This window comes from Pseudomonas sp. WT-JTC (assembly GCF_056711565.1).
Genome location: NZ_CM160042.1, coordinates 4,601,568 through 4,627,070, shown reverse-complemented (window position 1 = coordinate 4,627,070; position 25,503 = coordinate 4,601,568). Strand labels below are relative to the sequence as shown.

Below are 25,503 nucleotides of genomic sequence, written 5' to 3'. Positions count from 1 at the left end.
CGGTTAGAGGTTTATTTATGGCGACTCCAACACGCACCGTACTTTCGCCGGCGGACGAGTCCCGGCTGGTCAAGGCCGACAAAGCCCATCACATGCACGGCTACCACATGTTCGACGAACACGCCGAACAAGGTTCGTTGAACATCGTCGCAGGCGATGGCGCCTACATCTACGACACCCAGGGCAACCGCTTTCTCGATGCGGTGGGCGGCATGTGGTGCACCAACATCGGCCTGGGCCGCGAGGAAATGGCCGAGGCCATCGCCGACCAGGTGCGCCAGCTGGCCTATTCGAACCCGTTTTCCGACATGTCCAACAACGTCGCCATCCAGCTGTGCGAAAAACTCGCCAGCCTGGCCCCCGGCGACCTCGACCATGTGTTCCTGACCACCGGCGGCTCCACCGCCGTGGACACCGCGTACCGGCTGATCCAGTACTACCAGAACTGCCGTGGCAAACCCGAGAAGAAGCACGTCATCGCCCGGTTCAACGCCTATCACGGCTCCACCACCCTGACCATGTCGATCGGCAACAAGGCCGCCGACCGTGTGCCGGAGTTCGATTACGCCAACCCGCTGATCCACCACGTCTCCAACCCGAACCCGTACCGTGCGCCCGACGGCATGGGCGAAGCGCAGTTCCTCGAGTTTCTGGTCAAGGAATTCGAAGACAAGATCCAGTCGATTGGCACGGACAAAGTGGCTGCTTTTTTTGCCGAGCCGATCATGGGCTCGGGCGGGGTGATCATTCCACCCCGGGGCTATCTCAAGCGCATGTGGGACGTCTGCCAGCGCTACGACATCCTGTTCGTCGCCGACGAGGTGGTGACCTCGTTCGGGCGGCTGGGCAAGTTCTTCGCCTCTTACGATGTGTTTGATGTGCAACCGGACATCATCACCACTGCCAAGGGCCTGACCTCGGCCTACCTGCCGCTGGGCGCGTGCATTTTTTCCGAGCGCATCTGGAAAGTCATCGCCGAGCCGGGCAAGGGCCGCTGTTTCACCCACGGCTTCACCTACAGCGGCCACCCGGTGTGCTGCACGGCGGCGCTGAAGAACATCGAAATCATCGAGCGGGAAAACCTGCTGGCCCATGTCGACACGGTGGGGGCGTATCTGGAAGCGCGCCTGGCAACCCTGCGGGAGTTGCCGCTGGTGGGCGATGTGCGCTGCCAGAAACTCATGGCCTGCGTGGAATTCGTCGCCGATAAACGCACCAAGGCGCTGTTCCCCGATGAGATCAACATTGGCGAGAAAATCCACTCGCGGGCCCAGGCCCGGGGCTTGCTGGTGCGGCCGATCATGCACCTCAACGTGATGTCGCCGCCGTTGATCCTGACGTTTGCCCAGGTCGATGAAATCGTCGAGACCCTGCGGGTATGCATCCTTGAAGTGGCGGCCGAGCTTGAGCAGAGCGGCCAGTATTTCGGCCAATGATTTCATCCGTCAGACTTTTACCAAGGGCATGCTCACCCGCTAGACTGCGGGGTATGAGCAAACCAAACGACGATACGCTGATCGCAATGCCCTTCGGGGCATTGCACAAATGGCATGGGGGAATGCGCGAGGCATTCGCCCATATCGATGAGCCTGACGCCCTGCAACACCTGGCGTCAGCGTTGGCGCAACTGGTGTCCGTCGAGTCGATGATGATCAGCCTGGAGCGCAAGGACCGCGCGCCACAGTTGCTGCATCAGCGCGGGATTGCCCAGGAGTATCAGGTCTCGATTCTTGAGCGCTATTTTTCCGGGGGCTATCTGCTTGACCCATTTTGCCTGGCGGTGGAGCAGGGATTGGCGCAAGGGTTCTATCACCTGGAGGAAATCGCGCCGGACAACTTCTTCGACAGTGACTACTACAAGACCTATTACCTGAATGCGGGCTGTTCGGAAGACAGCTACTACATCGTCGATACCGGCAATGACACGAAGATTTCGGTCAGCCTCTATCAGGGTTTCGGTGGTGAATGCCTGAGCGCCGAACAGCTGAATCTGCTACGCGCCGTGGAGCCGTTGGTGCGCGAGTTCATCAGTGAGTTCAGTCAACGCGGAATGCTGCGCAGTCACGAGATCCAGTGCGATAAAGACCAGGGCATGCGCGATGATCTCAAGCACCGGGTGCAGTCGGCTTTCGAGCATTTCGGCAGCGACTTGCTCACCGAACGCGAGCGGGAAGTGGCGCATATGGTCCTGCGCGGGCATTCGGTGAAATCCACGGCCAGCCAGATGAACATCTCACCGGAAACCGTGCGCATGCACCGCAAGAACCTGTACCTGAAACTGGAGGTGGGGTCGCAGTCGGAGTTGTTTGCGCTGTTTATCGAGTGGTTGCGCAAGCATTGATCACCTGACACACCGATAACCCTGTAGGAGCGAGCTTGCTCGCGAAGAACGTCCAGACGACGCTTTCTGTCAGACCGCCCGCGTTATCGTTGGCCTCCATCGCGAGCAGGCTCGCTCCTACAGGGCTGGTCAGCGTGCCCGCAACCTTCGCCCGACCACACCTAGCACATCACAGCCATCGCGCAACACTCCTGCACCAAGCCAGTAAAAATCCCTACAGAATCATTTTCGGACGCATCCTACCCGCGCCTCAGAAACATCCTCTTCCAACCTCTGCCAGCCTCCTGAAAGCTCTCGAGCGCTTGAACGAGGGTGGAAATATAAGCCTCCTCGTTTGCCTGCTCATGCCAGACAAGGAGCAATACTCAACATGGTCAGTTTGCTTTCCCGTTTTTTTGGATTTCACCACAACCGCAAGCCCCCTCAATTTGAGCGGCCGAGCCTCCCGATCTCGCCGCTGGCCAAGGCCAGCCTCTTCCCCCCACCCCCGCCTCCGGTGTCCGAGACTGCCACGCTGCAACCGGTGAAAAACTGGTGCCATCCCTTCAAGGCCAAAGGCAATCCGCTGGATCAACTGACCCACCTGGCCAAAGCGGTGGCTGGCTACTATCCACTCGGACGCAACGGCCTGTGGCACGGCGGCGTGCATTTCGACAGCGGCACTGCTGGCACCCTCGATCAATCCAGTGTGCACTGCCTGGCCGACGGTGAAGTGGTGGCCTACCGCATCGACACACAGTCGCCGACCACAGGCTTTTTCGACAAAGAAACGGTAGAAAAACCCTTCTCGCGCAATTTCGTCCTGGTGCGCCATCGCCTGCAGCCACCGAAGATCGATGGCAGCCCGGACATTCCACCGAGCCTGACCTTCTACAGCCTGTACCTGCATTTGCAGGATTGGGGGAAGTATCAGCAGGACTCGACCATCGCACGCCCGGCATTCTGGCCCGAGCGTCCGACCTTTCGCGTCAAGCAGACGGCGAACGACGTTCTCCCCGACCAGCCTGAGCAGCGTGGCCTGAAGGTATTCAACAAATGGCATGGCCAGGTCATTGATTTTCTGTCGCGAGGCGCCGAGGTCACCATCAGCGGCAGGGGACAATTTAGCCAGCTCGAGAGCAGCCTGGGACCGGCCGAGCTGCTTAACCCCGATGGCTCGATCAAGGGTTATCTCTCGATCAAGGTGCTCCTGCACCCGGACCGCAAAGAAACCCGCATCCATTCGTCGAAGAAGACCGTCAACGTCCGGGCTGCACCGGTGATTGCTGCTGATAACGTCATTTTCGATTTAGCGGCTGGATCGGAGGTCACGGTCAGTGGCGAAGGCGAGTTTCGCAAGCTTGAACGCATCAACCAGTATGTGCGTTTTGATTCGCTGGACGGCGCCATTGAGCCACTAGCGAAAGATCAGGTCGTGGTGCTGGAGCAGCCCGTGGCGATCAAGGCGGGAGACTTGATCGGCCATCTCGGCCTGTATCAAGAGGGTGACACGAATCAGCCGGTAGAGAAGCTGCACTTGGAAACCTTCACGGGCGATGACATCGAGGTGTTCCTCGACGCCAGTCGTGCTTGGGCCCAACGCCTGCCGGAGAAAGACAGAACCTGGCTGAAGCTCGCCAAGGGCACACCCGTGGTGCCGCCTGAAGGAAATACCACCGCTGCGCAATTGCAGATGTCGAGTCCTTCCAGTCCACTCAGTGCTGCCGACTTGCTGGTCCCGAAGAAGTTGCTCAATGATCTGCCGGCAGACCGAAAAATCCAGGTGCCCGCGACCCCGACGCGCAAAGCCCGCACCTGGTATCGCCTGGAAAATTTGCTCCACGACGCCGACAACCGTCTGCTCGATGGCTGGGTGTGTGAAGAGACAGGCGTAACGCCTTGGGTCAGTCCGTGGGCCTGGGAAGGCTATGGCGTCATCATCGACTACAGCAGACCCAAACACTTGTTGGCCTCCTTTCTCAGCGCCGTCGACGGCTTCAGCGACGCGCAACGCGAGCGTTATCGTCCCATCGCCGAAAAAGACGACAAGGGCCCGATGAAAAGCCGCTTGTACGAAATCATCGATCGCAACCGCGACGGCAAGATGACGGCCACCGAACTGCAAGCGGCCCTTGAGCGACCGGCTCATGCGCAGTCGATTTCGCAGATGATCCTGTACAAGGAAAGCGAGTGGTTTCACCAGCCCAAGATCTGGGACGCACTGGATGATTTGCTCGGTCATAGCGGCTCGACGCCGCATCTGCACTGGCTGGCGGAGAAGCAGCGGATTGCGCAGATGGGGTGGTGGAGGGACGTCGCGGAGAAAGTAGGGTTGCCTTCGTGGGGGAGTGCTTATCACTTTCATCCGATTGGGTTAGCCACAAGGTTTAATACTGAGTGCCCAAAAAAATGTGTTGTTGAAACTTATACGTTGGAGGGGGTGGCTGGTTTCCTTACCGTCTCAAAAGAATCATTTCAGTTTATTTTGGAAAAGGAAGGGTATAGCAAATACCCTTACGTGCCGGCTGGTGCTAGCGGTGTGACTGTTGGGTATGGGTATGATTTAGGGCAGCAATCGGTATTGCAAGTTCGTCAAGATCTTGCTCAGCTCTATACTCAGTCTGATATTGAAATTTTAATAGGCGCTGTCGGGAGGCAAGGGGACCAAGCCAGAAGTATCTTAAATTCTGTAAGGCATATATCAATTAGTGAAGAAAACTCTATAGCTCTTGCCGTGAGAATGAAAAAGCGCTATGCGCAGTTAGTGATTGATGCTTATCCCGGAGTGATGGATTTGCATCCACACTGCCAAGGAGCATTACTGTCTCTTGTTGTCAATAGAGGCAACTCCTTTACTCGACCAAATACTGATTCTCGCTTGGAGATGAAGCAAATTAACGATGATCTATTGAGTCGTATGCCCGAAAAAATTCCTTCTAGGCTGCGCTCGATGAAAAGACTTTGGGAGGGGAAAGCTGGGCTTATAGGGCTAATAACCCGCCGAGAAGATGAGGCGAAACTTTTTGAGAGAGGTTTGAAATGCGATTGCTGGAACTAATGGTTAGCGTTTTCAGTTTATTTTGGGTTTCGTCGGCTTTTGCTGGCGGTGACTGCAATAAAAATAGTGTTATCACTAAAGATATTTTTCAGTGTGCAGACGCTTCATACAAAAAAATTGATAAAAAACTTAATGAGCAGTACTCGATGTTGATTGCAGATCCAAAATTCCTTAATAGGGATTTGCTTTTGGAGGGTGAGCGGGCTTGGATCAGATACAGGGATGTTTATTGCGCTAATGTTTACGAGTCTATATTTCCGGGTGAAGAAGCTGGAATCGAGAAAATAGTGTGCCTAACCGACTTGACATCGTCAAGATTAGTGGAGTTGTTGTATTTAGATACAGGCGTTAGTGGTGGTGGCTTCTATAGTTCGCTTTCTGTTATGAGTAGAGTTTCCTCTATGACGAGGGAGGAGTTGTTTTTGTATGTAGAAGGTGTGGAAAAATATCCTGAAGAGATTGAGTACTATAAGAAAAATTGTGAGTTAACAAGAGCTGTTCATGCAGAAGAAGAAAGAATCTGTCGAATTCGAATGAAATTTCAGGTGATGTAGGTGCAAGGCGGTAACTTAAAAAATTATATTGAGGTCGTGTTGCTATAGAACTCAAGCGAGTTGCAAGATAAATGGCGGGTGTATGAGGCTATAGGTGAGACAAACAGATTTCAAATCAATTTATGGTGTCTTGGTATGAGTGTAATCAAGCCAATGCTTTACTCTGTTATGGCTATGGTTTTCGGAGAGGTCGGCGCAAACGAATCTAAGGCTGATTTATGTTACGCTGATGAATATGTGATCGCGTCATGTCAGTTAGATGAAGCAAAGAATAGGATTCTATCCTTTTGTGCTAGCGCTAATAATGAAATTATATTTTATCGATTTGGCACTGCCTCAACGGCTGAGTTAACGAGGCTCTTTTCAAGCGAAAATCCAGTTTTTCGGTGGATAGATGCTGCGACATATACAACGTATTTTGGATTTAGGTCCTCAGGATATGCATATGTTTTTGGTGTTCCGCAAGAGACGCTAGGGGCGAAGGCCTTTTTGGAGGTGACGAGCCTGAATAGGTCCGTGATGAGTCGTACATGCACTGATAATTCTTTTGGAGGAAAATCAATTATTAGCGAGGCGATAAAAGAGGTAAAGGATAGTGTAGTTAGAGGGGCCGATTTTTTATTTCCACCAGATGACATCATGTTGGATGAAAACTCTAAACTGAAACGAGAGTAAGTTAACCATGCCAATCAGACTGGATAAAATTCCTCCTCTCGCACTGCGCCCTCAACGACCTCGATTTTTACTATGGCTCGGCATGTTGTTGCTGAGCTGTTTGCTGGGCGCCGGAGCGACGCTGTTGTTCGGTGACGAAACCCTACTCCAGCGGCCTTCGGATTTCTGGCGCTTGGCCTTGGGCATTCCAATCCTGATCTGGTGCGTACTGGGTTTCGGGCGAGTGTTGTTATACGCGGGCGAACAAGGTGCCGCCGATGGTTGGGACGAAGCTCGTGAAGAAAATCTGATCCGCAAAATTCGTCAGGGGCGTCGTTCACAGCAGGTGCTGGGTGTGAGCTTGCAGACTGCACTTCGAGCACCTGAGGATGAATTGGCAATACAACTGGAAGCTCTGTTGAGTGGGACGACGGCGCTGGAGTCACAAGCGTCCAGGATGGACGGTACAGTACTGCGCCATAGTTGTTTATCTTGCGATGCCGATGAGAATCCGGAAGCGGTACTGCTGAGTGTGTTGGCGCAGACGCTCGCCGACCTTGCACCCACTTTGGTGCAGTTGCCTGCTGATCAATCTTTGGCCCTGTTGCTGGAGGTCGATACCGGTTTGCCGGAGAAGCAATGGCGCCGAGTTTGGCTACAGGCATGGCGCGAATCCGGCATTCGCCAGCCCATAAATTCCGTCGATGGCAGCGGGCTGGCGGCACTGGACTATTGGCTCGATCAGCGTGTTGGTGATCGAGCGATGCTGCTGGTGGTGGCCGTGCAGTTTGCGCCGCAGCAGCCTGAAGGTGCGGCGGAAGCCGCCGTCGGGTTGTTGTTTGGCAACCGTCTGACGCAAACCACATTACCGCCAATGGCCTTTCTTCACCGCCCGGAGCAGGAGCGCAAGCCCACCGCCGATGACCTGCTTTACGCTACGCGCCAGGCTCTTGATTGGGTGCCGCTTGAATCGACATCAATCGAGCTGGTTTGGCGAGTGGGTATCGACGCGCGACGGGCTGCCGCCATTGCAGGCGTGTTGTCTGAAGTCGCCATGTCAGTCAACAGGCCGGGATTGTGCAACCTCGATGCAATGCTGGGTCATCCAGGCTGCGCTTCGCCTTGGCTAGCCGTCGCTGCCGGGGCGCAGGCGATTCAGCGCGGTGCGGGGCCGCAATTCATCTTCAGTGGCGGCGCGGCTGCGGCGGGTCTGTGGGGCACGGTGTTGATGCCTGCATCACCACTTTTGAACCAGAAGCCTTGAACGTAGTTCTGACGAGTGAGTTCTACCGCCAGCCGGATGAGCATCTCGCCGGAAACCGTGCGCAAGCACTGAGAGTTTCAGCCGAACACAGATCAAATGTAGGAGCGAGCCTGCTCGCGAAGAACGTCCAGACGGCGCGTTCAGTCAGACCACCCGCGTTATCGTTGGCCTCCATCGCGAGCAGGCTCGCTCCTACAGGGCTGGTCAGCGTGCCCGCAACCTTCGCCCGACCACATCCAGCACATCACAGCCATCGCGCAACGGGATGGCGCAGAGCAATGAAAAGTCGCTGAGGATGAAGGATTCGCACTCGATCGAGCCGCGCATGGACAGGTTTTCCAGTACTTGGGTGACGGCTCGGATTCGGTAGTTGGCGGCGTCCATCAGGACGTCGAGCGGTGCATGGGTGTCGACGAAGAGGGTGGGCATTTCACTGCAATTGCTGGTGAGTGCCATGAAGCGGTTGTCGGGGTGTGGAGTTGGGTTTTCGTAGGGTGGATCGGGGTGAATGGTTTTCATGGTTTCGAGCTCTCATAAAGAAAATGGAGCTGCCAAAAGCCTTTCCTACGGGCCGGGGTGGCAGCCATGTACGGGGTAGGAAATCGAGATCTGAGAGCACCTCTCGACCACGCCGAAGCGTGCCCGTACATGGCCGCCGCAGCTGATCTTACGGGCGCATTTTAACGGCCGCAAACCAGGCAATGACGCCAGAGCGCTTTCAGATTCTGGAGGTTCCTACACCCCACCACTGAATTTCAGTGATCCCCGAAAGACTATCGATTGAGCACCTTTCAAACCAGTTCACGCAAATCGCCACAATTCGAGGGAAATCTCCGAAGACCTTGCCCGGAAATGTCCTGGGACCTGTGGAACTTGTATCCGCAAAACGGGGGGAGTGAGTTGTGGGTGAGGTACAACGGGCATAACCGAAGCCTAGGAAAAACAGAAATGTCCTACGCCAATTGACGCCTGAATCGCCTCTACCCCTGTAGGAGCGAGCCTGCTCGCGAAGAACGTCCAGACAGCGCGTTCAGTCAGACTGCCCGTGTTATCGTTGACCTCCATCGCGAGCAGGCTCGCTCCTACAGGGGTTGCTGGTTGACCACAAGATTTGTGGCCAACCATGAAGCCTGATCAATCCTCGCGTTTGACCACCAGGGTCAAAATGTCATAGCTCGCCACCAGTTCACCCAACTGGTTGGTGACTTCCACATCCCACGCCACCACTCCTTGCGGGATGCCTTGCGGACTCTTCTTGCCCTGGTCGATCTTGCGCTTGCAGGTCAGGCGGGCCTGGATGGTGTCGCCGATGCCTACCGGGTTGATGAAGCGCAGGGTGTCGAGACCATAGTTGGCCAGTACCGGGCCGGGTGCCGGCGACACAAACAGGCCGGCCGCTGCCGACAGCACGAAGTAACCGTGGGCGATGCGCTTGCCGAACTGCGATTCCTTGGCCGCGATGTCGTCGAAGTGCATGTAGAAGTGGTCGCCCGACAGGCAACCGAAGTTCACCAGGTCCGCTTCGGTGACGGTGCGACGGTGGGTCAGCAACGACTCGCCGATCTGCAGGTCCTGGAAGTAGCGACGGAATGGGTGCACGTCGGTTTCGATGACCTTGGCGCCGCGCACGTACTCGCCGGTGACCGCTGCCAGCATGGTCGGCGATCCTTGCACCGCCGCGCGTTGCAGGTAGTGTTTCACCGCACGCAAGCCGCCGAGCTCTTCACCGCCGCCGGCACGACCCGGGCCGCCATGCTTGAGTTGTGGCAGCGGCGAGCCGTGGCCGGTGGATTCGCCGGCGCAATTGCGGTCCAGCACCAACAGGCGACCGTGCAATGCAGCGGCCACCGGGATCGCTTTGGCGGCGATCTGTGGATCCTTGGTCACCAGGCTGGCCACCAGGCTGCCTTTGCCGCGAGCGGCCAGAGCCAGCGCTTCGTCGAGATCGTCGTAGGCCATCAGGGTGCTGACCGGGCCGAACGCTTCGATGTCGTGAGCGCCACCTTCGGCGTGCGGATCGCGGGCCTGCAACAGGGTCGGGGCGAAGAATGCGCCCTTGTCGACGTTCACGCCACGCGGTTCGAAACCATCGCGAGCACCGAACAGCAGGTCGCTGCTCTGCAACAGGCTTTCCAGGCGCTCGGCCACGTCTTTCTGCTGATCGTGGGAGGCCAATGCACCCATGCGCACGGCTTCCACCGACGGATCGCCCACCACCACTTTGGCCAGGCGATCACGCAGGCGCGTAGCGACTGCATCGATGTGCTTGGCCGGGACGATGGCGCGGCGGATGGCGGTGCATTTCTGCCCGGCCTTGGTGGTCATTTCCCGGGCGACTTCCTTGATGAACAGCTCGAACTCTTCATCGTCCGGGGTCACGTCCGGGGCGAGGATCGCGCAGTTCAGCGAGTCGGCTTCGGCGGTGAACGGCACCGAGTTGCGGATCAGGTTCGGGTTGACCCGCAGCTTGGCCGCGGTGTCGGCGGAACCGGTGAAGGTCACCACGTCCTGGCCTTGCAGGCGGTCGAGCAGGTCGCCGGTGCCACCGATGATCAGTTGCAGGCTGCCCGCTGGCAACAGGCCGGATTCGTCCATCAGACGCACCACGGCTTCGGTCAGGTAGCTGGTGGCGCTGGCTGGCTTGACGATGCACGGCATGCCGGCGAGGAAGCTCGGGGCGAATTTTTCCAGCATGCCCCAGATCGGGAAGTTGAACGCGTTGATGTGCACCGCCACGCCCCCGCGAGGCACCAGGATGTGGGTGCCGGCGAAGGTGCCCATTTTGCTCAACTGCAGCGCCGGGCCTTCGTGGACGACGTTGCCGGACGGCAGCTCGCGCGAGCCGAGGCTGGCGTAGGTGAACAGCGTGCTGTTGCCGCCTTCGATATCGATCCAGCTGTCGGCGCGGGTCGCGCCGCTGTGGTGGGAGATCGCGTAGAGCTGTTCCTTGCGCTCGCTCAGGTACAGGGCCAGGGCCTTGAGACGCTGGGCGCGTTGCTGGAAGTCCAGCGCCATCAGGCCGCTGACGCCTTGGCGGCGACCGTGTTCGATGGCTTCGGCGAAGTCTGGGCGTTCTTCGTGGGTACGGGCGATTTCATGGCCGTCGATGGCGCTGCGCAGGATCTGCGCGCCTTGTTGGCCGATCCAGCGGCCGGCGATGAAGCTTTGCAGGGTGGGGGCATGCAGTGCAGGTGAAGAGGACATCACGATTGCTCCTGATTATGAAGGGGTATGGCGCGACCGTGACCGCGCCTTTTCGGAATTACCAAAGCGCCACGGTGTAACCGACGATCAGCCGGTTCTCATCGAGGGCGGTAGTCAAGCCATTGCCGGAACGGAAGGTCACGTTGCGCCAGCGCAGGCTGACGTTCTTGAACACACCGCTCTGGATGACGTAGCTGATATCGGTGTCGCGCTCCCATTCGCGCCCGTTGTCGACGCTGCCCGCCTTGACGTGGCGGCCGTCGGTGTAGCGGGTCATGAAGGTCAGGCCGGGAATGCCTTGCGCCGCGAAGTCATAGTCGTAACGCAGCTGCCAGGAATCCTCGTCGGCGCGGGTAAAGGTGTTGAAAGTCACCAGGTTGACCACGTACGGATCACCGCCGTTGAGGAACGGAAAGGCGCTGTCGCCGGACAATTGCTGGTAGGCGGCACTGACCTTGTGGGCACCGTGGGACACCGTGAACATGCCGTTGAAGTTACGGTTTTCGATGCGCCCGGCCCGCTCGGCGCCGTCGCCGCGGCTGTCGAAGTAACGCAGGTCGCTGCGCAGGCTGAAGCCGTTGCCCAGCGGTTGCGTATGCATCAGACCGGCGAATTGCTGGCGATAGATCTGGTCGAGCTTGCCGTAGTAGTAGCTCAGGTTCAGTTGTGGACTGAACGCGTAGCTGCCGCCGCCGAAGTCGAAGTGATCGCTGCTGGCAGCGCCGAAACCGATGTCATCGTTGCTGGAGGAGTCCCGCAGGTTGGCCTTGGTCAGGCGTCCGGCATTCACCGTCAGGCCGTCGATTTCCTGGCTGGTCAGCAAGCCACCTTCAAAGGTCGAACCCAACAGGCGTGTGTCGTTGTAAGTTGCCACGGGCAACAAGGGCTGCAGGGTGCCGAGTTTCAACACGCTTTTGGATACCCGCAATTTTCCGGTCAGGCCCAGCTCGCTGTACTCGTCGTCCGGCTCATGGCTCTGCGGGCCAAACGGCAGCAGCCCGGTGCCACGACGGTCGGGACTGGAGTCGAGCTTGATCCCCAGTTCGCCCAGTGCGTCGAGACCGAAACCGAAGGTGCCGTCGGTGAACCCGGACTCGATGCGCGCAGTGAATCCCTGGGCCCATTCTTCGGCCCTGGATTGCGGCGCGTTGTCCTGACGGAAGTCGCGGTTGATGTAATGGTTGCGCATATCAATACGGGCCTTGCTGTCGCCGATGAAGTCGGCCATGGCGCAGGGGGCGATCATGGGCAGACTCAATGCGGCGGCCAGTGAAAACAGTGATTCACAAGACGTGGTACGTGCGGGTTTCATTATTTTTATTCCCTGCCAACTGATCGGTCGTCGTTTAGTGTTTGCTGGCGCCGGTGGCACCGATGCCGGTCATCGAGCGGATGAACTGCGCCAGATAACGGCCACGCTCAAGGGCTGCACGGGGAGAGGTGTCGGTGACGGAAAACAGCCATGCACTAAAGAACGCCAGGCTCATGGAAAACAGCGCCGGGTTGGAGTACGGGAACAGTGCCTTGTCGTGATGCATCACGTTGACCCACACCGCCGGGCTCAGCACCAGCAACACAATCGCCGAGACCAGTCCGGACAGACTGCCGAGGACAGCGCCACGGGTGGTCAGGCCTTTCCAGTACATCGAGAGGAACAGCACCGGGAAATTCACCGACGCGGCGATGGCCAGCACCAGGCCCGAGAGGAAGGCGATGTTCTGCGATTCGAACAGCAGGCCGAGGATGATCGCCAGCACACCGATGCACAGCGTGGCGATCCGCGACACGCGCATCTCCTGCTGCTCGCTGGCCTGACCCTTGCGCATCACGCAGGCATACAGGTCGTGGGACACCGCCGAGGCGCCGGACAGCGCCAGCCCGGCGACCACCGCCAGAATGGTGGCGAAGGCCACCGCCGAGATGAAACCGAGGAACAGGTTGCCACCGACGGCCTGGGCCAGGTGTACCGCGACCATATTGCCGCCGCCAATGATCGCGCCAGTGGCATCGCGGTACGACGGATCAGTGCCGACCATGACGATCGCGCCGAAGCCGACGATGATCAGCAGCAAGTAAAAGTAACCAATGAAACCGGTGGCGTAGAACACGCTTTTACGCGCTTCCTTGGCGTCGCTGACGGTGAAGAAACGCATCAGGATGTGTGGCAGGCCGGCAGTGCCGAACATCATGCCCAGCCCCAGGGATATCGCGTCGATCGGGTTGGACAGCAAGCCGCCGGGCGCCATGATCGCGCTGCCCTTGGCATGTACAGCGGTCGCACCGGCAAACATCGCCTCAGTGCTGAAGCCAAAGTGCTTGAGCACCATGAACGCCATGAAACTGGTGCCGAACAGCAGCATCACCGCTTTGATGATCTGCACCCAGGTGGTGGCGAGCATGCCGCCGAAGGTCACGTAGAACACCATCAACACGCCGACCAGCATCACCGCGTAGAGGTAGTCGATGCCGAACAGCAATTCGATCAGCTTGCCGGCGCCGACCATCTGCGCCACCAGGTACATCAGGGCCACGGTCAGGGTGCCGAAGGCCGAGGTCAGGCGCACCGGGGTCTGTTCCAGGCGATAGGAAACCACGTCGGCGAAGGTGTACTTGCCGAGGTTGCGCAGGCGTTCGGCGATCAGGAACAGGATGATCGGCCAGCCGGCCAATACGCCCAGGGCGTAGAGCAAACCGTCGTAGCCGTTGAGGAACATCATCGCGGAAATGCCGAGGAAGGACGCCGCCGAGATCATGTCGCCGGCAATCGCCAGGCCGTTCTGGAAGCCGGTCATGCCGCCGCCGGCGGTGTAGAAATCACTGGCCGAGCGGGTGCGCAGGGCGGCCCAGCGGGTCACGCCGAGGGTGAACAGCACGAACACCAGGAACATGCCGATGGCGTTCCAGTTCAGTGGACGGGCTGCACCGTCGGCGGCCATCGCAAAATCAGTGACAGCCGCCAGTGGCAGCAGGAACAACGCGAGAAGGCGGCTCATCGTGCGCACTCCTGCTTGAGTTTTTCATTCAGCGGGTCGATCACGTTGTTGGCGCGATAGACATAGAAACCGGTCAGCGCAAAGGCCAGCCCGACGATGACGACACCCACCAGCATGCCCACGGTGGTCACGCCGCCGCTCAGGGACTGGCCGAGGGTAGAAGGGGAGAAAGCCACCAGCAGTACGAAGCCGAAGTAGATCACCAGCATGATCAGCGACAACGACCAGTAGAGTTTCTGCTTGCGTCGCACCAACTGGATGAAGTCGGGGTGCTGGTGGATGAGTTCTATGTCTTGCGGGCTCATGGTGACTCTCCTTTGTTGTTTTTGTTGTTGTCCCTGTAGGAGCGAGCCTGCTCGCGATGGTCGTCAACGATGACGCGGGGTGCCTGATACCCCGCGGCGATCTCTGGTTCATCGCGAGCATGCTCGCTCCTACAAGGGGGGTGGTGCAGGTGTTTCAGAGCTGATCGAAATCCAGCACCACCTTGTCGCTGATCGGGAAGGCCTGGCACGACAGCACATAGCCGGCGGCCACTTCGTAGTCTTCCAGGGCGTGGTTGCTGTCCATTTCCACTTCGCCTTCGATGACCTTGCATTTGCAGGTCGAGCACACGCCGGCCTTGCACGAGTAGGGCAGCTCCGCGCCTTGTTCGTTACCCGCATCGAGGATGCTCTGGCTGTTGCGTGGCAGGTCGAAGGCGAGGGCGCGGCCGTCGCTGATCACGGTGATCTGGCTGGCCGCCGCATCGACCTGGCGGGCGGCTTCGCGGGCGGCACGCTTTTGCTCGCTACCGGCGGCGGCGAACAGTTCGAAATGGATGCGCTCGGGTTGCATGCCCTTGGCCTTGAGGCTGTCGCGCACGGTCTCGGTCATTTCCTGAGGGCCGCAGATGAAGGCGGCGTCGAGGGCCTTGACGTTTAACCAGCGGCTGAACAGCTGCTCGCATTTCTCGGCGTTGATCCGACCGTTGTACAGGTCGACGTCCTGCTGTTCGCGGCTGAACACGAAGATCAGGTTCAGGCGCTGCAGGTAGCGGTTCTTCAAATCTTCAAGCTGTTCGCGGAACAGCGCGCCGGAGCTGGAGCGGTTACCGTACAGCAGGGTCACGCGGCTGTTGGGTTCGGTTTCCAGGGTGGTCTTGATGATCGACAGGATCGGCGTGATGCCGCTGCCTGCCGCCACCGCCAGGTAGTTGCCATGGCGCGCCGGGTCGAGTTCGACGCTGAAGTGCCCGGCGGGCGGCATGACTTCCAGGTTGTGCCCGGCCTTCAGCTGTTCGTTGGCAAACGCGGAGAAACGACCGCCGGCCACGCGCTTGATCGCTACGCGCAGTTCACCGTCGTTGACCCCGGTGCAGATCGAGTACGAGCGGCGTACTTCTTCGCCGTCCAGTTGCGTGCGCATCACCAGGTGCTGGCCCTGGGTGAAGTGGAAGCTGTCTTGCAGGTCCTGCGGAATCTCGAAGGCGATGGACACCGCGTCACGGGTCTCGGTGCGCACGTCCTTGATGGTCAGGCTGTGAAATTTGCTCATTGTTGTTCTCCAGCTGGACGGCCGATTGCCGCTCAGATGCACTTGAAATAGTCGAACGGTTCCCGGCAATCGACGCAGCGGTACAGGGCCTTGCACGCAGTGGAACCGAATTCGCTGAGCACCTCGGTGTGGGCACTGCCGCATTGCGGACAGACGATCAGCGGGCTTTCGCCGAGCAGGCTGCGTTTGCTGGTGCTGCCCTCGGGCGGCGCGATGCCGTAGGCGCGCAGGCGTTCACGGCCACTGTCGCTGATCCAGTCGGTGGTCCAGGCCGGGGTCAACTTGCGCTCCAGGTGCGGCGCCTTGAATCCGGCGAGTTCCAGCGCTTCGCGGATATCGCTCTCGATCACTTCGGTGGCGGGGCAACCGGAGTAGGTCGGGGTGACCACCACGTGCAAGTGACCGGCCTGCCAGTCCAGGTCGCGGACGATGCCCAGGTCGACCACGCTGACCACCGGCACTTCCGGGTCCATGACCTCTGCCAAAATCGCCCATGCGGCAGCCAGGTCGGTCGGTTGTGCCGGCCGGGCGCCGAGGTCGCTGGCGATCAGCTCACCAGGTTGCATCGGGGTACGCTCGTGGCAGGAACTGCATCTCGGCCAGCAAAATCCCTAAGTGTTCGGTGTGCAGGCCCTTGCGCGCATTCAGGTAGAAATAGCTCGGTGCGGCCGGCACGGGCAGGGTGGCGCTTGCGAAGATCTGCTCGACTTTGGCTTGCCACTGTGCGGCGACGCTGGCAATGTCCGGAGTGATGCCGGCTGCGCACAGGCGCTGTTCGCTGTCATCGGCGGCGATCAGTTCCACGGTGAAACGCCAGACTTCGGGGATCGCCGCGAGCATGCGCTTGTGGCTTTCCTCGGTGCCGTCGCCCAGACGCTCGACCCACTCGCCGGAGCGACGCAGGTGATAGGTCACTTCCTTCACCGCTTTGGCGGCGATCCCGGCGATGCGTTCATCGCTGGACTGGCTCAGGCCCTGCAACACCGGCAGGTGCCAGGCGTCATAGAGGAACTGCTTGAGGATGGTCACCGCGTAATCGCCGTTGGGTTGTTCCACCAGCAGCAGGTTGCGGTAGGCGCGCTCGTCGCGGCGGAACGCCAGATGATCGGCATCGCGGCCGTCGTCCAGCAGTTCGGCGGCGTATTCCAGCCAGTTGCGCGCCTGGCCCACCAGGTCGAGGCCGACGTTCATCAGCGCCAGTTCTTCTTCCAGTGCCGGGGCCTTGCCGCACCACTGGCACAGGCGCTGGCCCTGGATCAGGGCGCTGTCGCCGAGGCGCAGCAGGTATTCGATCAGATCAGTCTTGTTGTTCATGGTCGACCTCACATGTGCCCGACTTCGGCCGGCAGCTCGTAGAAGCTGGCGTGGCGGTAAACCTTGTCGTCCGACGGGTCGAACAGCGGGTCTTTCTCGTCCGGCGACGAAGCGGTGATCAATGCCGAAGGCACTACCCACAGGCTCACGCCTTCGCTGCGACGGGTATAGAGCTCGCGCGCGTTCTCGATGGCCATGGTGGTGTCGGCGGCATGCACGCTGCCGACGTGCTTGTGGTTGAGGCCGTGCTTGCTGCGCACGAAGACTTCGAAGAGGGTCCACTCGGACATTTCAGTTACTCCACATCAGGTGGCCGGATCAGGCGGCGTTCTTGTTTTGTTTTTTGCGGGCGTGGGCGACGGCGGCTTCACGAACCCAGGCACCGTCTTCAATCGCCTTGCGGCGGGTGGCGACACGTTCCTGGTTGCATGGACCGTTGCCCTTGAGCACTTCGTAGAATTCGTTCCACTGGATTTCGCCGAAGTCGTAGTGGCCGCGTTCGGCGTTCCACTTCAGGTCCGGGTCGGGGCAGGTGCAGCCCAGCAGTTCCAGCTGCGGGATGGTCTGGTCGATGAAGCGCTGGCGCAGTTCGTCGTTGCTCTGGCGCTTGATTTTCCAGGCCATGGACTGTGCGCTGTTCGGCGAGTGTTCGTCGCTCGGGCCGAACATCATCAGCGACGGCCACCACAGGCGGTTGATCGCGTCCTGGACCATGTCTTTTTGCGCCTGATTGCCGTGGCGCATCATGGTCAGGAGGATTTCGTAGCCTTGGCGCTGGTGGAAGCTCTCTTCCTTGCAGATGCGGATCATCGCCCGTGAATACGGGCCGTAGGAGGTGCGCTGCAGCACCACCTGGTTGACGATCGCCGCGCCGTCCACCAGCCAGCCCACCGCACCCATGTCGGCCCAGTTCAGCGTCGGGTAATTGAAGATGCTCGAGTACTTGGCCTTGCCGCTGTGCAGCTTGGCGATCTCTTCATCGCGGTCGGCGCCCAGGGTTTCCATGGCGCTGTACAGGTACAGGCCGTGGCCGGCTTCGTCCTGGATCTTGGCCATCAGTTGCAGTTTGCGTTTGAGGCTTGGCGCGCGGGTGACCCAGTTGCCTTCGGGCAGCATCCCGACGATTTCGGAGTGGGCGTGCTGGGAAATCTGCCGGATCAGGGTCTGGCGGTAGGCATCTGGCATCCAGTTCTTGGCTTCGACCTTGATTTCTGAATCGATTTTTTCCTGGAAGGCGCGTTCCTGTTCGGACATTTCCGAGAGGTCTTTTATGCGTTTGACGCCTGTTTCTACTAGCTGTGCGTACATTTTTGGTCTCCCGCCTTGAATCTGTTCTGAGGCATGGAGAACTTTATAAGCGATACAGGAATTAATATCAAACACAAAATGACGTGTCGTATTTGTTTTTTGTATCGCTTTGAGGGTGGTGGGGTTTTTGGGTTGGGTACATATCCGTTGCTGCGGTAACGGCGGCTTAGGGTTTCGCCCTTACGGCGACTCACTTTTTTTACAAGCGCCTAAAAAAGTAAGCAAAAAACGCTCGCCCCGAACGTCCGGCCCCTCGCCAGGGCTCGGGGTTCCTTCGCTCCGGCATTCCTCCGGGGGCACTGCCCTCCGGTCGGCTGCGCGCGACCTGCATGCAATGAGTTCGACTGCGTCGAACGGCGCTGCGCGCCATTCCCCGGATGAACGCCTCCACTCAGCCTCCCGAAGGGGCGGGTGGATCAAGATCAAGAGCGGCAGGCGAGCTAACGCTCGGCCCTGTAGGAGCGAGCTTGCTCGCGATGGTCGTCAACGATGACGCGGGCTGCCTGAATGCCCGCGGTGTCCTGGCGTTTTCGCGAGCAAGCTCGCTCCTACAGGGGAACGCGTTCAATTGCGATCAGGCCGGCCAGTAGGCCGCCTCGCTTTTGCTTTTGATCTTCTTGCCCCCTCGAGAGGCCGAGTGGAGGTTCTGCGCAGTGGGCAACCCGGCATTGATGCCGGGTTAGCCGCGTACGGCCAGGGATGGCCGATCGCGGCGGGCCCTGTAGGAGCGAGCTTGCTCGCGATAAACGACAGAACACCGCGGGGTGTCAGGCTGCCAGCGTCATCGTTGACGACCATCGCGAGCAAGCTCGCTCCTACAGGCTTTTCCAAGTAACCCGCTGTAAAAGCGGAACAATAAGTGGCCGTTACCGAAGAAACGGATATGCCCCCAATCCCAATCCCAATCCCAATCCCAATCCCAATCCCAATCCAAAAAAAAGCCCCGCATAAAGCGGGGCCATAAAGGGTGCAGCAGTCATGCTTTAGGACGTTTATCCACCACGTGGCAAGCCTTGCCCTCGGATCGCTTGATCGAGTGGAAAGGCTGCAAAACGATCCGCGAACTGATCCCGATATACGTCTTGATGTGCTTGCTCAGTTCCCCGCAAACAGCCTTCTGCTGTTCGTCGGTCAGGTGCTGATGCTCGGCCTTCAACTCCACATGCACATCGACACTGTCCAGGTTGCCGTTGCGATACAGGTGGATCTCATAGCACTCGGCAAGCTGTTTGACTTTGAGGACCTGCTCCTCGATCTGCGTTGGAAACACGTTGACCCCGCGGATGATCAGCATGTCATCGCTGCGTCCGGTGATCTTGTCGATGCGGCGCATCGGTCGCGCAGTACCCGGCAGCAGGCGCGTCAGGTCGCGGGTGCGGTAGCGGATCATCGGCAGGGCTTCTTTGCTCAGGGAGGTGAACACCAGTTCGCCCATCTGCCCGTCCGGCAGTACTTCGCCGGTGACCGGGTCGATGATTTCCGGATAGAAGTGGTCTTCCCAGATGGTCGGGCCGTCCTTGGTTTCGGCACATTCCATGGCCACGCCCGGGCCCATGATTTCCGAGAGACCGTAGATGTCCAGGGCAGTGATGCCCATGCGTGCCTCGATGGCGCTGCGCAGTTCGGCGGTCCACGGCTCGGCACCGAAGATGCCCAGGCGCAGGGCCAGTTTGTGCGGATCGATGCCCTGGCGCTCGATTTCGTCGGCGATGTTGAGCATGTAGGACGGCGTGACCATGATGATGTCCGGCTGGAAATCCTTGATCAGTTGCACTTGTTTTTCCGTCTGGCCGCCGGACATCGGGATCACCGTGCAGCCGAGGCGTTCGGCACCGTAATGCGCGCCGAGGCCGCCGGTGAACAGGCCGTAGCCATAGGAAATGTGCACTTTGTCGCCACGATGGCCGCCAGCGGCGCGGATCGAGCGGGCCACCACATTGGCCCAGGTGTCGATGTCGTTCTGGGTGTAGCCGACCACGGTCGGTTTGCCGGTGGTGCCGCTGGACGCGTGCAAACGCACGATGTCGTGCATCGGCACGGCAAACATGCCGTAGGGGTAGTTGTCCCGCAGGTCGGACTTGGTGGTGAAAGGGAATTTCGCCAGGTCGTCCAGAGACTTGATGTCGTCCGGGTGCACGCCCAGCGCATCGAAGCGCTGACGGTACAGCGGCACATTGTAGTAGGCGTGGCTCAGGCTCCAGCGCAGGCGTTCCAGCTGATGCTGGCGCAGCTCGTCGATGCTGGCGGTTTCCAGCGGGTCCAGCACAGGGTTCAGCACGGCTTGGGCAATTGGCATGTTCATGTGTTCACTCGAATTGTTTTTGTGTTCCAGCTCCTGCGCGCAGGGGCTTTGAGTGCATGCCCCAAGGATACCTCTGGGCTCCTTGGGAATCGCGATTCTTTAGTGGGATAGACGCTCGATGATCAGCGCGATCCCTTGGCCGACGCCGATGCACATGGTGCACAGGGCGTAACGGCCGTTACGTTCTTCCAGCTCATGCAGGGCGGTGGTGACCAGTCGCGCGCCGCTCATACCCAGCGGATGACCAAGGGCGATGGCGCCGCCGTTGGGATTGACCCGCGGGTCGGTGTCGCTCAGGCCCAGTTCACGCAACACCGCCAGACCTTGTGCGGCGAAGGCTTCGTTGAGTTCGATCACGTCCATGTCCGCCAGGCTCAGGTTGGCCAGTTCCAGCACCTTGCGGGTGGCCGGTACCGGGCCGATGCCCATGATGCGCGGCTCGACGCCGGCAGTGGCCATGGCCACGACCCGGCCACGGGCGGTCAGGCCGTGGCGCTTGGCGACTTCCGGGCTGGCCAGCAGCAGGGCACAGGCACCGTCGTTGACCCCGGAGGCGTTGCCGGCGGTGACGCTGCCGCCTTCGCGGAACGGCGTCCCCAGTTTGGCGAGCTGCTCAAGGGTGGTGTCGCCGCGCGGGTGTTCGTCGTGCTCGACCACCTTGGCCGGGCCTTTGCGCTGGGGGATTTCCACCGCGACGATTTCTTTGGCCAGGCGCCCGTTGGCCTGGGCAGCGGCAGCGCGTTGCTGGCTGCGCAGGGCGAAGGCGTCCTGGTCGGCCCGGGAGATGTTGAACTGTTCGGCGACGTTCTCTGCCGTTTCCGGCATGGAGTCGATTTCGTAGGCCTTTTTCATCAGCGGATTGACGAAGCGCCAGCCGATGGTGGTATCGAAGATTTCGGCCGCACGGGAAAACGCCTGCTCGGCCTTGCCCATCACCAGTGGCGCGCGGGACATGGATTCAACGCCACCGACCAGCATCAGCCCGGTTTCGCCGCTGCGAATCGCCCGGGCGGCGGTGCCGATGGCATCCAGCCCGGAGCCGCACAGGCGATTGAGGGTGGTGCCCGGCACGCTGACCGGCAACCCGGCCAGCAATGCCGACATGCGCGCGACGTTGCGGTTGTCTTCGCCGGCCTGGTTGGCGCAGCCGTAGATCACGTCGTCGACCGAGTTCCAGTCGACCTGGGGGTGGCGGCGCAGCAGTTCGCGCAACGGCACCGCGCCGAGGTCGTCGGCGCGCACGCCGCTCAGGACGCCAGCGTAACGGCCGATGGGGGTGCGCACCGCGTCGATGATCAGGGCGTCTTTCATTCGGGGGTCTCCTGCGTCAGCACCGGGCCGCGCACTTTGTAGGATTTGCCGTGGAACAGGGCGATCAATTGGCCCTGCTGGTTTTCGATGCGTACGTCGTAGTTGCCGGTGCGACCGGAGCGGCTCTGCTCGATGCAGTCGGCGTTCAGCGTGTCGCCCAGGCGGGCCGGGGCGATGTAGTCGATGCTGCAACCGATGGCCACCGTGGCTTCGTTGTAGCTGTTGCAGGCAAAGGCGAACGCCGAATCGGCGAGGGCGAACAGGTAGCCGCCGTGGCAGGTGCCGTGGCCCTGGACCATGTCGGCCCGCACGGTCATGCCCACTCGGGCAGCACCCGGACCGGCGGACAGCAGGCGCATGCCCATGGCCTGGCTGGCGGTGTCGCGCTGGAACAACGCTTGTGCGCAGTCGCTGGCGAGGTTCATCGCTTCGCGGTTAGTCATGGAAGTTTCTCCCTTCGGCAACCCGGCGGCGCAACAACAGCGATGGCCGGTAGCGTTCTTCGCCGTAGGCGGCTTGCAGGTTGTCCAGCACGGTCAGGATGTGGGGAAGGCCTATGGTGTCGGCCCAGGCCAGCGGGCCCTGTGGATAATTGACCCCGGCACGCATGGCCAGATCGATGTCGGCGGCCGAGGCCACGCCTTGCAGCAAGGCGTCGGCGGCCTCGTTGGCGAGCATGGCGACGGTGCGCAGGACGGCGAGGGCCGGGCTGTCGTTGAGCAGGCTGATCTTGAGGCCGGCGCGTTGCAGCAGGGCGATACCTTGTTCGAGTGCCAGCGGATCAATGCCGTTCGAGTAGCTGATGGCGATGCGCTGGGCCTTGGCGTAATCGTGCGCCAGATCCAGCAGGATCAGGTTGCGCAGCCCGTCTTCTCGGGCACGCTGGCAGGCCATGCGGCCATCGCTCAAGGCCAGCACGGCGTCGCCCACTCGCAACAGTCCGCGACCGTCGCGCCGGATGACTTCGACGCCTTGCTCGCTCAAGCGCGCGAGCAAACCCTGGGCGATGCCGAGGTCACCTTCGGCGATACAGGTCTCGACGCTCGCGCTGCTGCTGATTTCAGCTGCTTGCGGACGTTCGGCGCCTTGGGCGTAGCTGTAGAAACCCTGTCCGCTTTTGCGCCCCAGACGTCCGCCGTCCACCAGTTCTTTCTGGATCAGCGACGGCAGGAAGCGCGTGTCCTGGTAATAGGCGTCAAACACCGAGCAGGTCACGGCGTAGTTGACGTCGTGGCCGATCAGGTCGGTCAGTTCGAATGCGCCCATGGCAAAACCACCAGCCTCACGCATCAGCGCATCCAGCGTCGGGCAATCGGCAGCGCCTTCCTGAAGCATCCGCAGGCTCTCGGCGTAGAACGGCCGGGCCACGCGGTTGACGATGAAACCCGGTGTGGAGCGGGTGTGCACCGGTTTTTTGCCCCAGGCTTTGGCGGTGTCGTACAGACATTCGGCGAGTGCCGGGTCGCTGGCCAGGCCGGAGACAACTTCCACCAATGCCATGACCGGCGCCGGGTTGAAGAAGTGCAGGCCGAGCAAGCGCTGTGGATGATCAAGTTGCGCGGCGATGCTGGTGATCGACAGCGACGAGGTGTTGCTGGCCAGGATGCAGTGCTCGCCGCAGATGCCTTCGAGCTGGCGAAACAGCGCGCGTTTGACCTCAAGGTTCTCGACGATGGCCTCGATGATCAAGTCGCAGTCGGCCAGGGCTTCGATGGCTTCCACCGCGTGCAGGTTGGCGATGGTGGCGCTGCGCGCTTCGGCGGACAGCTTGCCGCTTTCGACCCGTTTACCCAGTTGCCGATCAATGCCTTCGATGGCCTGCGCCGCCGCGCCGGGGCGGTTGTCCAGCAGCAATACCGGATGACCGGCTTGAGCTGCGACCTGGGCGATACCGGCACCCATGGCGCCGGCGCCGATCACGGCGACGCGTTCAGTTTTATTCAATGCGGTCATGACTCAGCGTCCCTTGAAGCTTGGGGTGCGTTTTTCCATGAAGGCGCCGACGCCTTCGCGGTAGTCCTCGCTGCGCCCGGCCAGGCGCTGCAGGTCTTTTTCCAGCTCAAGCTGTTCGTCAAAGCTGTTGCTCATGCTGGCGTTGAGGCTGCGCTTGATCAGCGCCAGGCCGTAGGTTGGCTGTGTGGCGAGGTGGCGGGCCAGCTTCAGCGCTTCATCGCGCAGTTCGGCGTCTTCCACGCAGCGGTAGATCAGGCCCCATTGCTCGGCCTGTTCGGCGGTCAGGCGATTGCCGAGCAGGGCCAGGGCCTTGGCGCGGGCCATACCGACCAGGCGCGGCAAGGTCCAGGTGCCGCCGGAATCAGGGATCAGGCCGATCTTGCAGAACGCCTGGATGAAACTGGCCGAACGCGCGGCCAGTACCAGGTCGCAGGCCAGTGGAATGTTGGCGCCTGCACCCGCAGCCACGCCGTTGACCGCGCAGATCACCGGCATCGGCAGGTCGCGCAGTTGGCGGATCATGGGGTTGTAGAACTTCTCGATGGATTCGCCCAGGTCCGGCACGGCACTGCCCGGCGCGACGTTGCGGTCGCTCAGGTCTTGCCCGGCGCAGAAGCCGCGACCTTCACCGGTCAGCAGCAGTACGCGCACGTCCGGGTTCTGCCGCACCTGTTTCAGCGCTTCCTTCACTTCGCCATGCATCTGGGAGTTGAAGCTGTTGAGCTGGTCCGGCCGATTGAGGCTGAGCAGGGCGACGCCGGCCTCGATGGAAAACAGGATGTGTTCGAAGTTCATGGTCTTGGCGCTCTCTAAGAGGTCGTACGAATTCGGTGGGCCGATGACTACTGGCCGGTAAAGGTCGGTTTGCGCTTTTCCTGAAAGGCCTGGATGCCTTCATCACGGTCGCGAGTGCCGGCCAGCACGGTGAAAGCGTGGCGCTCGAAACGCAGACCGCTGGCCAGATCGGTGTCCATGGCCTTGAGCAGCGCTTCCTTGGCCAGGCGCACGGCCAGTGGTGCCTTGGCTGCAATGCTGCGGGCGATGTGCAGGGCGCGGTCGACGGTAAATTCCGGTTGTGTCACTTCGCTGACCAAGCCGGCGCGCTGGGCCTGGCGGGCGTCGATCGGCTCGCCGGTCAGGACCATCTGCATGGCCATGGATTTGCCGACGGCGCGCAGCAGGCGTTGGGTGCCACCGGCGCCGGGCATGATCCCGAGATTGATTTCCGGTTGGCCGAAGCGGGCGTCTTCGCCGGCAATGATGATGTCGGCGTGCATCGCCAGTTCGCAGCCACCGCCGAGGGCGAAGCCGTTGACCGCGGCGATCAGCGGTTTGCTGAAGCGGGTGATGGTTTGCCACGACGCCTGGCGCGGGTCGTCGAGGATACCGACCAGGTTGCGCTCGGCCATTTCCTTGATGTCGGCACCGGCGGCGAAGGCCTTGCGGCTGCCGGTGAGGACCACGGCGCGGGTGTCCGGGTCGGCTTGCGCGGCATTCAGTTCATCGGCCAGTTCGCCCAGCAACTCGGTGGTCAAGGCGTTCAGGGCTTGCGGGCGCTGCAGGGTAATCAGGCGGACGCCGGGCTCGATCAGTTCGACGGCAAGGGTTAGAGGCATGGCGGATGCCCTCACGGTGCACGCTCGGCGTGGTGCCGGCTCGTTATTGGATCGGCCGCAGGGGCCGGTTTTGCCCCAGTATAGCTATAACGTGATACGTAAATGCAATACGAAAA

22 protein-coding genes are annotated in these 25,503 nt (G+C 60.4%); 6 read left to right on the top strand and 16 right to left on the bottom strand.

Annotated features, from left to right (window positions below; genetic code table 11):
* Positions 1 to 17 precede the first annotated feature (17 nt).
* From AC06G5_RS21035 to AC06G5_RS21010, 6 genes are all read left to right on the top strand, one after another.
* Positions 18 to 1,436, top strand: a complete 1,419-nt coding sequence (locus AC06G5_RS21035) for an aminotransferase (RefSeq protein ID WP_413704357.1) — start codon at positions 18 to 20, stop codon at positions 1,434 to 1,436.
* A complete protein-coding gene (locus tag AC06G5_RS21030) occupies positions 1,433 to 2,341 on the top strand; it encodes a helix-turn-helix domain-containing protein (protein ID WP_413704358.1) in 909 nt (302 codons plus the stop codon). The genes AC06G5_RS21035 and AC06G5_RS21030 overlap by 4 nt, the downstream gene beginning before the upstream one ends.
* Before the next feature lie 370 nt (positions 2,342 to 2,711).
* Positions 2,712 to 5,378: a lysozyme family protein gene (locus AC06G5_RS21025; RefSeq protein WP_480458255.1), complete on the top strand. Its 2,667-nt coding sequence runs from the start codon at positions 2,712 to 2,714 to the stop codon at positions 5,376 to 5,378.
* The gene (locus tag AC06G5_RS21020; protein ID WP_480458254.1) at positions 5,360 to 5,932 is read left to right on the top strand and encodes a lysozyme inhibitor LprI family protein; all 573 of its coding nucleotides are present in this window, start codon (positions 5,360 to 5,362) and stop codon (positions 5,930 to 5,932) included. Before AC06G5_RS21025 ends, AC06G5_RS21020 begins: the two co-directional genes overlap by 19 nt.
* Before the next feature lie 135 nt (positions 5,933 to 6,067).
* On the top strand, positions 6,068 to 6,607 hold the full coding sequence (locus tag AC06G5_RS21015) for a hypothetical protein (protein WP_480458253.1): 540 nt from the start codon (positions 6,068 to 6,070) through the stop codon (positions 6,605 to 6,607).
* Between the two features lie 7 nt (positions 6,608 to 6,614).
* Entirely contained in the window at positions 6,615 to 7,850 is a 1,236-nt protein-coding gene (locus AC06G5_RS21010) for a hypothetical protein (RefSeq protein WP_480458252.1), read from the top strand.
* Positions 7,851 to 8,054: 204 nt separating this feature from the next.
* Here the strand turns inward: AC06G5_RS21010 and AC06G5_RS21005 are convergent, their stop codons facing one another.
* The 16 genes from AC06G5_RS21005 to paaF all read right to left on the bottom strand — a co-directional run bounded on the left by AC06G5_RS21005 (position 8,055) and on the right by paaF (position 25,387).
* Positions 8,055 to 8,369, bottom strand: coding sequence for a hypothetical protein (locus AC06G5_RS21005; RefSeq protein WP_413427856.1), 315 nt, complete (start codon positions 8,367 to 8,369; stop codon positions 8,055 to 8,057).
* A 615-nt stretch (positions 8,370 to 8,984) separates the two neighbouring features.
* Positions 8,985 to 11,054: a phenylacetic acid degradation bifunctional protein PaaZ gene (gene paaZ / locus AC06G5_RS21000; RefSeq protein ID WP_480458251.1), complete on the bottom strand. Its 2,070-nt coding sequence runs from the start codon at positions 11,052 to 11,054 to the stop codon at positions 8,985 to 8,987.
* Between the two features lie 58 nt (positions 11,055 to 11,112).
* On the bottom strand, positions 11,113 to 12,366 hold the full coding sequence (locus AC06G5_RS20995) for an OprD family porin (protein WP_480458250.1): 1,254 nt from the start codon (positions 12,364 to 12,366) through the stop codon (positions 11,113 to 11,115).
* A 34-nt stretch (positions 12,367 to 12,400) separates the two neighbouring features.
* Positions 12,401 to 14,047, bottom strand: coding sequence for a cation acetate symporter (locus tag AC06G5_RS20990; protein ID WP_480458249.1), 1,647 nt, complete (start codon positions 14,045 to 14,047; stop codon positions 12,401 to 12,403).
* Complete coding sequence (locus AC06G5_RS20985) at positions 14,044 to 14,352, bottom strand: DUF485 domain-containing protein (RefSeq protein ID WP_413427852.1); 309 nt, start codon at positions 14,350 to 14,352, stop codon at positions 14,044 to 14,046. The genes AC06G5_RS20990 and AC06G5_RS20985 overlap by 4 nt, the downstream gene beginning before the upstream one ends.
* A gap of 154 nt (positions 14,353 to 14,506) precedes the next feature.
* Positions 14,507 to 15,583 carry a 1,2-phenylacetyl-CoA epoxidase subunit PaaE gene (gene paaE / locus AC06G5_RS20980; RefSeq protein ID WP_480458248.1) on the bottom strand — a complete coding sequence of 359 codons (1,077 nt, stop codon included), beginning with the start codon at positions 15,581 to 15,583 and terminating at the stop codon, positions 14,507 to 14,509.
* Positions 15,584 to 15,615: 32 nt separating this feature from the next.
* Positions 15,616 to 16,149, bottom strand: a complete 534-nt coding sequence (paaD, locus tag AC06G5_RS20975) for a 1,2-phenylacetyl-CoA epoxidase subunit PaaD (protein WP_480458247.1) — start codon at positions 16,147 to 16,149, stop codon at positions 15,616 to 15,618.
* Positions 16,136 to 16,897, bottom strand: coding sequence for a 1,2-phenylacetyl-CoA epoxidase subunit PaaC (gene paaC / locus AC06G5_RS20970; protein WP_480458246.1), 762 nt, complete (start codon positions 16,895 to 16,897; stop codon positions 16,136 to 16,138). Before paaC ends, paaD begins: the two co-directional genes overlap by 14 nt.
* Before the next feature lie 8 nt (positions 16,898 to 16,905).
* Positions 16,906 to 17,187, bottom strand: coding sequence for a 1,2-phenylacetyl-CoA epoxidase subunit PaaB (paaB, locus tag AC06G5_RS20965; protein WP_007943393.1), 282 nt, complete (start codon positions 17,185 to 17,187; stop codon positions 16,906 to 16,908).
* Positions 17,188 to 17,215: 28 nt separating this feature from the next.
* On the bottom strand, positions 17,216 to 18,205 hold the full coding sequence (gene paaA / locus AC06G5_RS20960; RefSeq protein ID WP_413704364.1) for a 1,2-phenylacetyl-CoA epoxidase subunit PaaA: 990 nt from the start codon (positions 18,203 to 18,205) through the stop codon (positions 17,216 to 17,218).
* A gap of 976 nt (positions 18,206 to 19,181) precedes the next feature.
* A complete protein-coding gene (gene paaK / locus AC06G5_RS20955; protein ID WP_480458245.1) occupies positions 19,182 to 20,507 on the bottom strand; it encodes a phenylacetate--CoA ligase PaaK in 1,326 nt (441 codons plus the stop codon).
* 99 nt (positions 20,508 to 20,606) lie between these two features.
* Positions 20,607 to 21,818 carry a 3-oxoadipyl-CoA thiolase gene (gene pcaF, locus AC06G5_RS20950; protein WP_480458244.1) on the bottom strand — a complete coding sequence of 404 codons (1,212 nt, stop codon included), beginning with the start codon at positions 21,816 to 21,818 and terminating at the stop codon, positions 20,607 to 20,609.
* Positions 21,815 to 22,261, bottom strand: coding sequence for a hydroxyphenylacetyl-CoA thioesterase PaaI (gene paaI, locus AC06G5_RS20945; protein WP_413422995.1), 447 nt, complete (start codon positions 22,259 to 22,261; stop codon positions 21,815 to 21,817). The genes pcaF and paaI overlap by 4 nt, the downstream gene beginning before the upstream one ends.
* Positions 22,254 to 23,771 carry a 3-hydroxyacyl-CoA dehydrogenase PaaH gene (gene paaH, locus AC06G5_RS20940; protein WP_480458243.1) on the bottom strand — a complete coding sequence of 506 codons (1,518 nt, stop codon included), beginning with the start codon at positions 23,769 to 23,771 and terminating at the stop codon, positions 22,254 to 22,256. Before paaH ends, paaI begins: the two co-directional genes overlap by 8 nt.
* 3 nt (positions 23,772 to 23,774) lie before the next feature.
* Entirely contained in the window at positions 23,775 to 24,566 is a 792-nt protein-coding gene (paaG, locus tag AC06G5_RS20935) for a 2-(1,2-epoxy-1,2-dihydrophenyl)acetyl-CoA isomerase PaaG (RefSeq protein WP_480458242.1), read from the bottom strand.
* Between the two features lie 47 nt (positions 24,567 to 24,613).
* Entirely contained in the window at positions 24,614 to 25,387 is a 774-nt protein-coding gene (paaF, locus tag AC06G5_RS20930) for a 2,3-dehydroadipyl-CoA hydratase PaaF (protein WP_413704369.1), read from the bottom strand.
* Between the last annotated feature and the right edge of the window lie 116 nt (positions 25,388 to 25,503).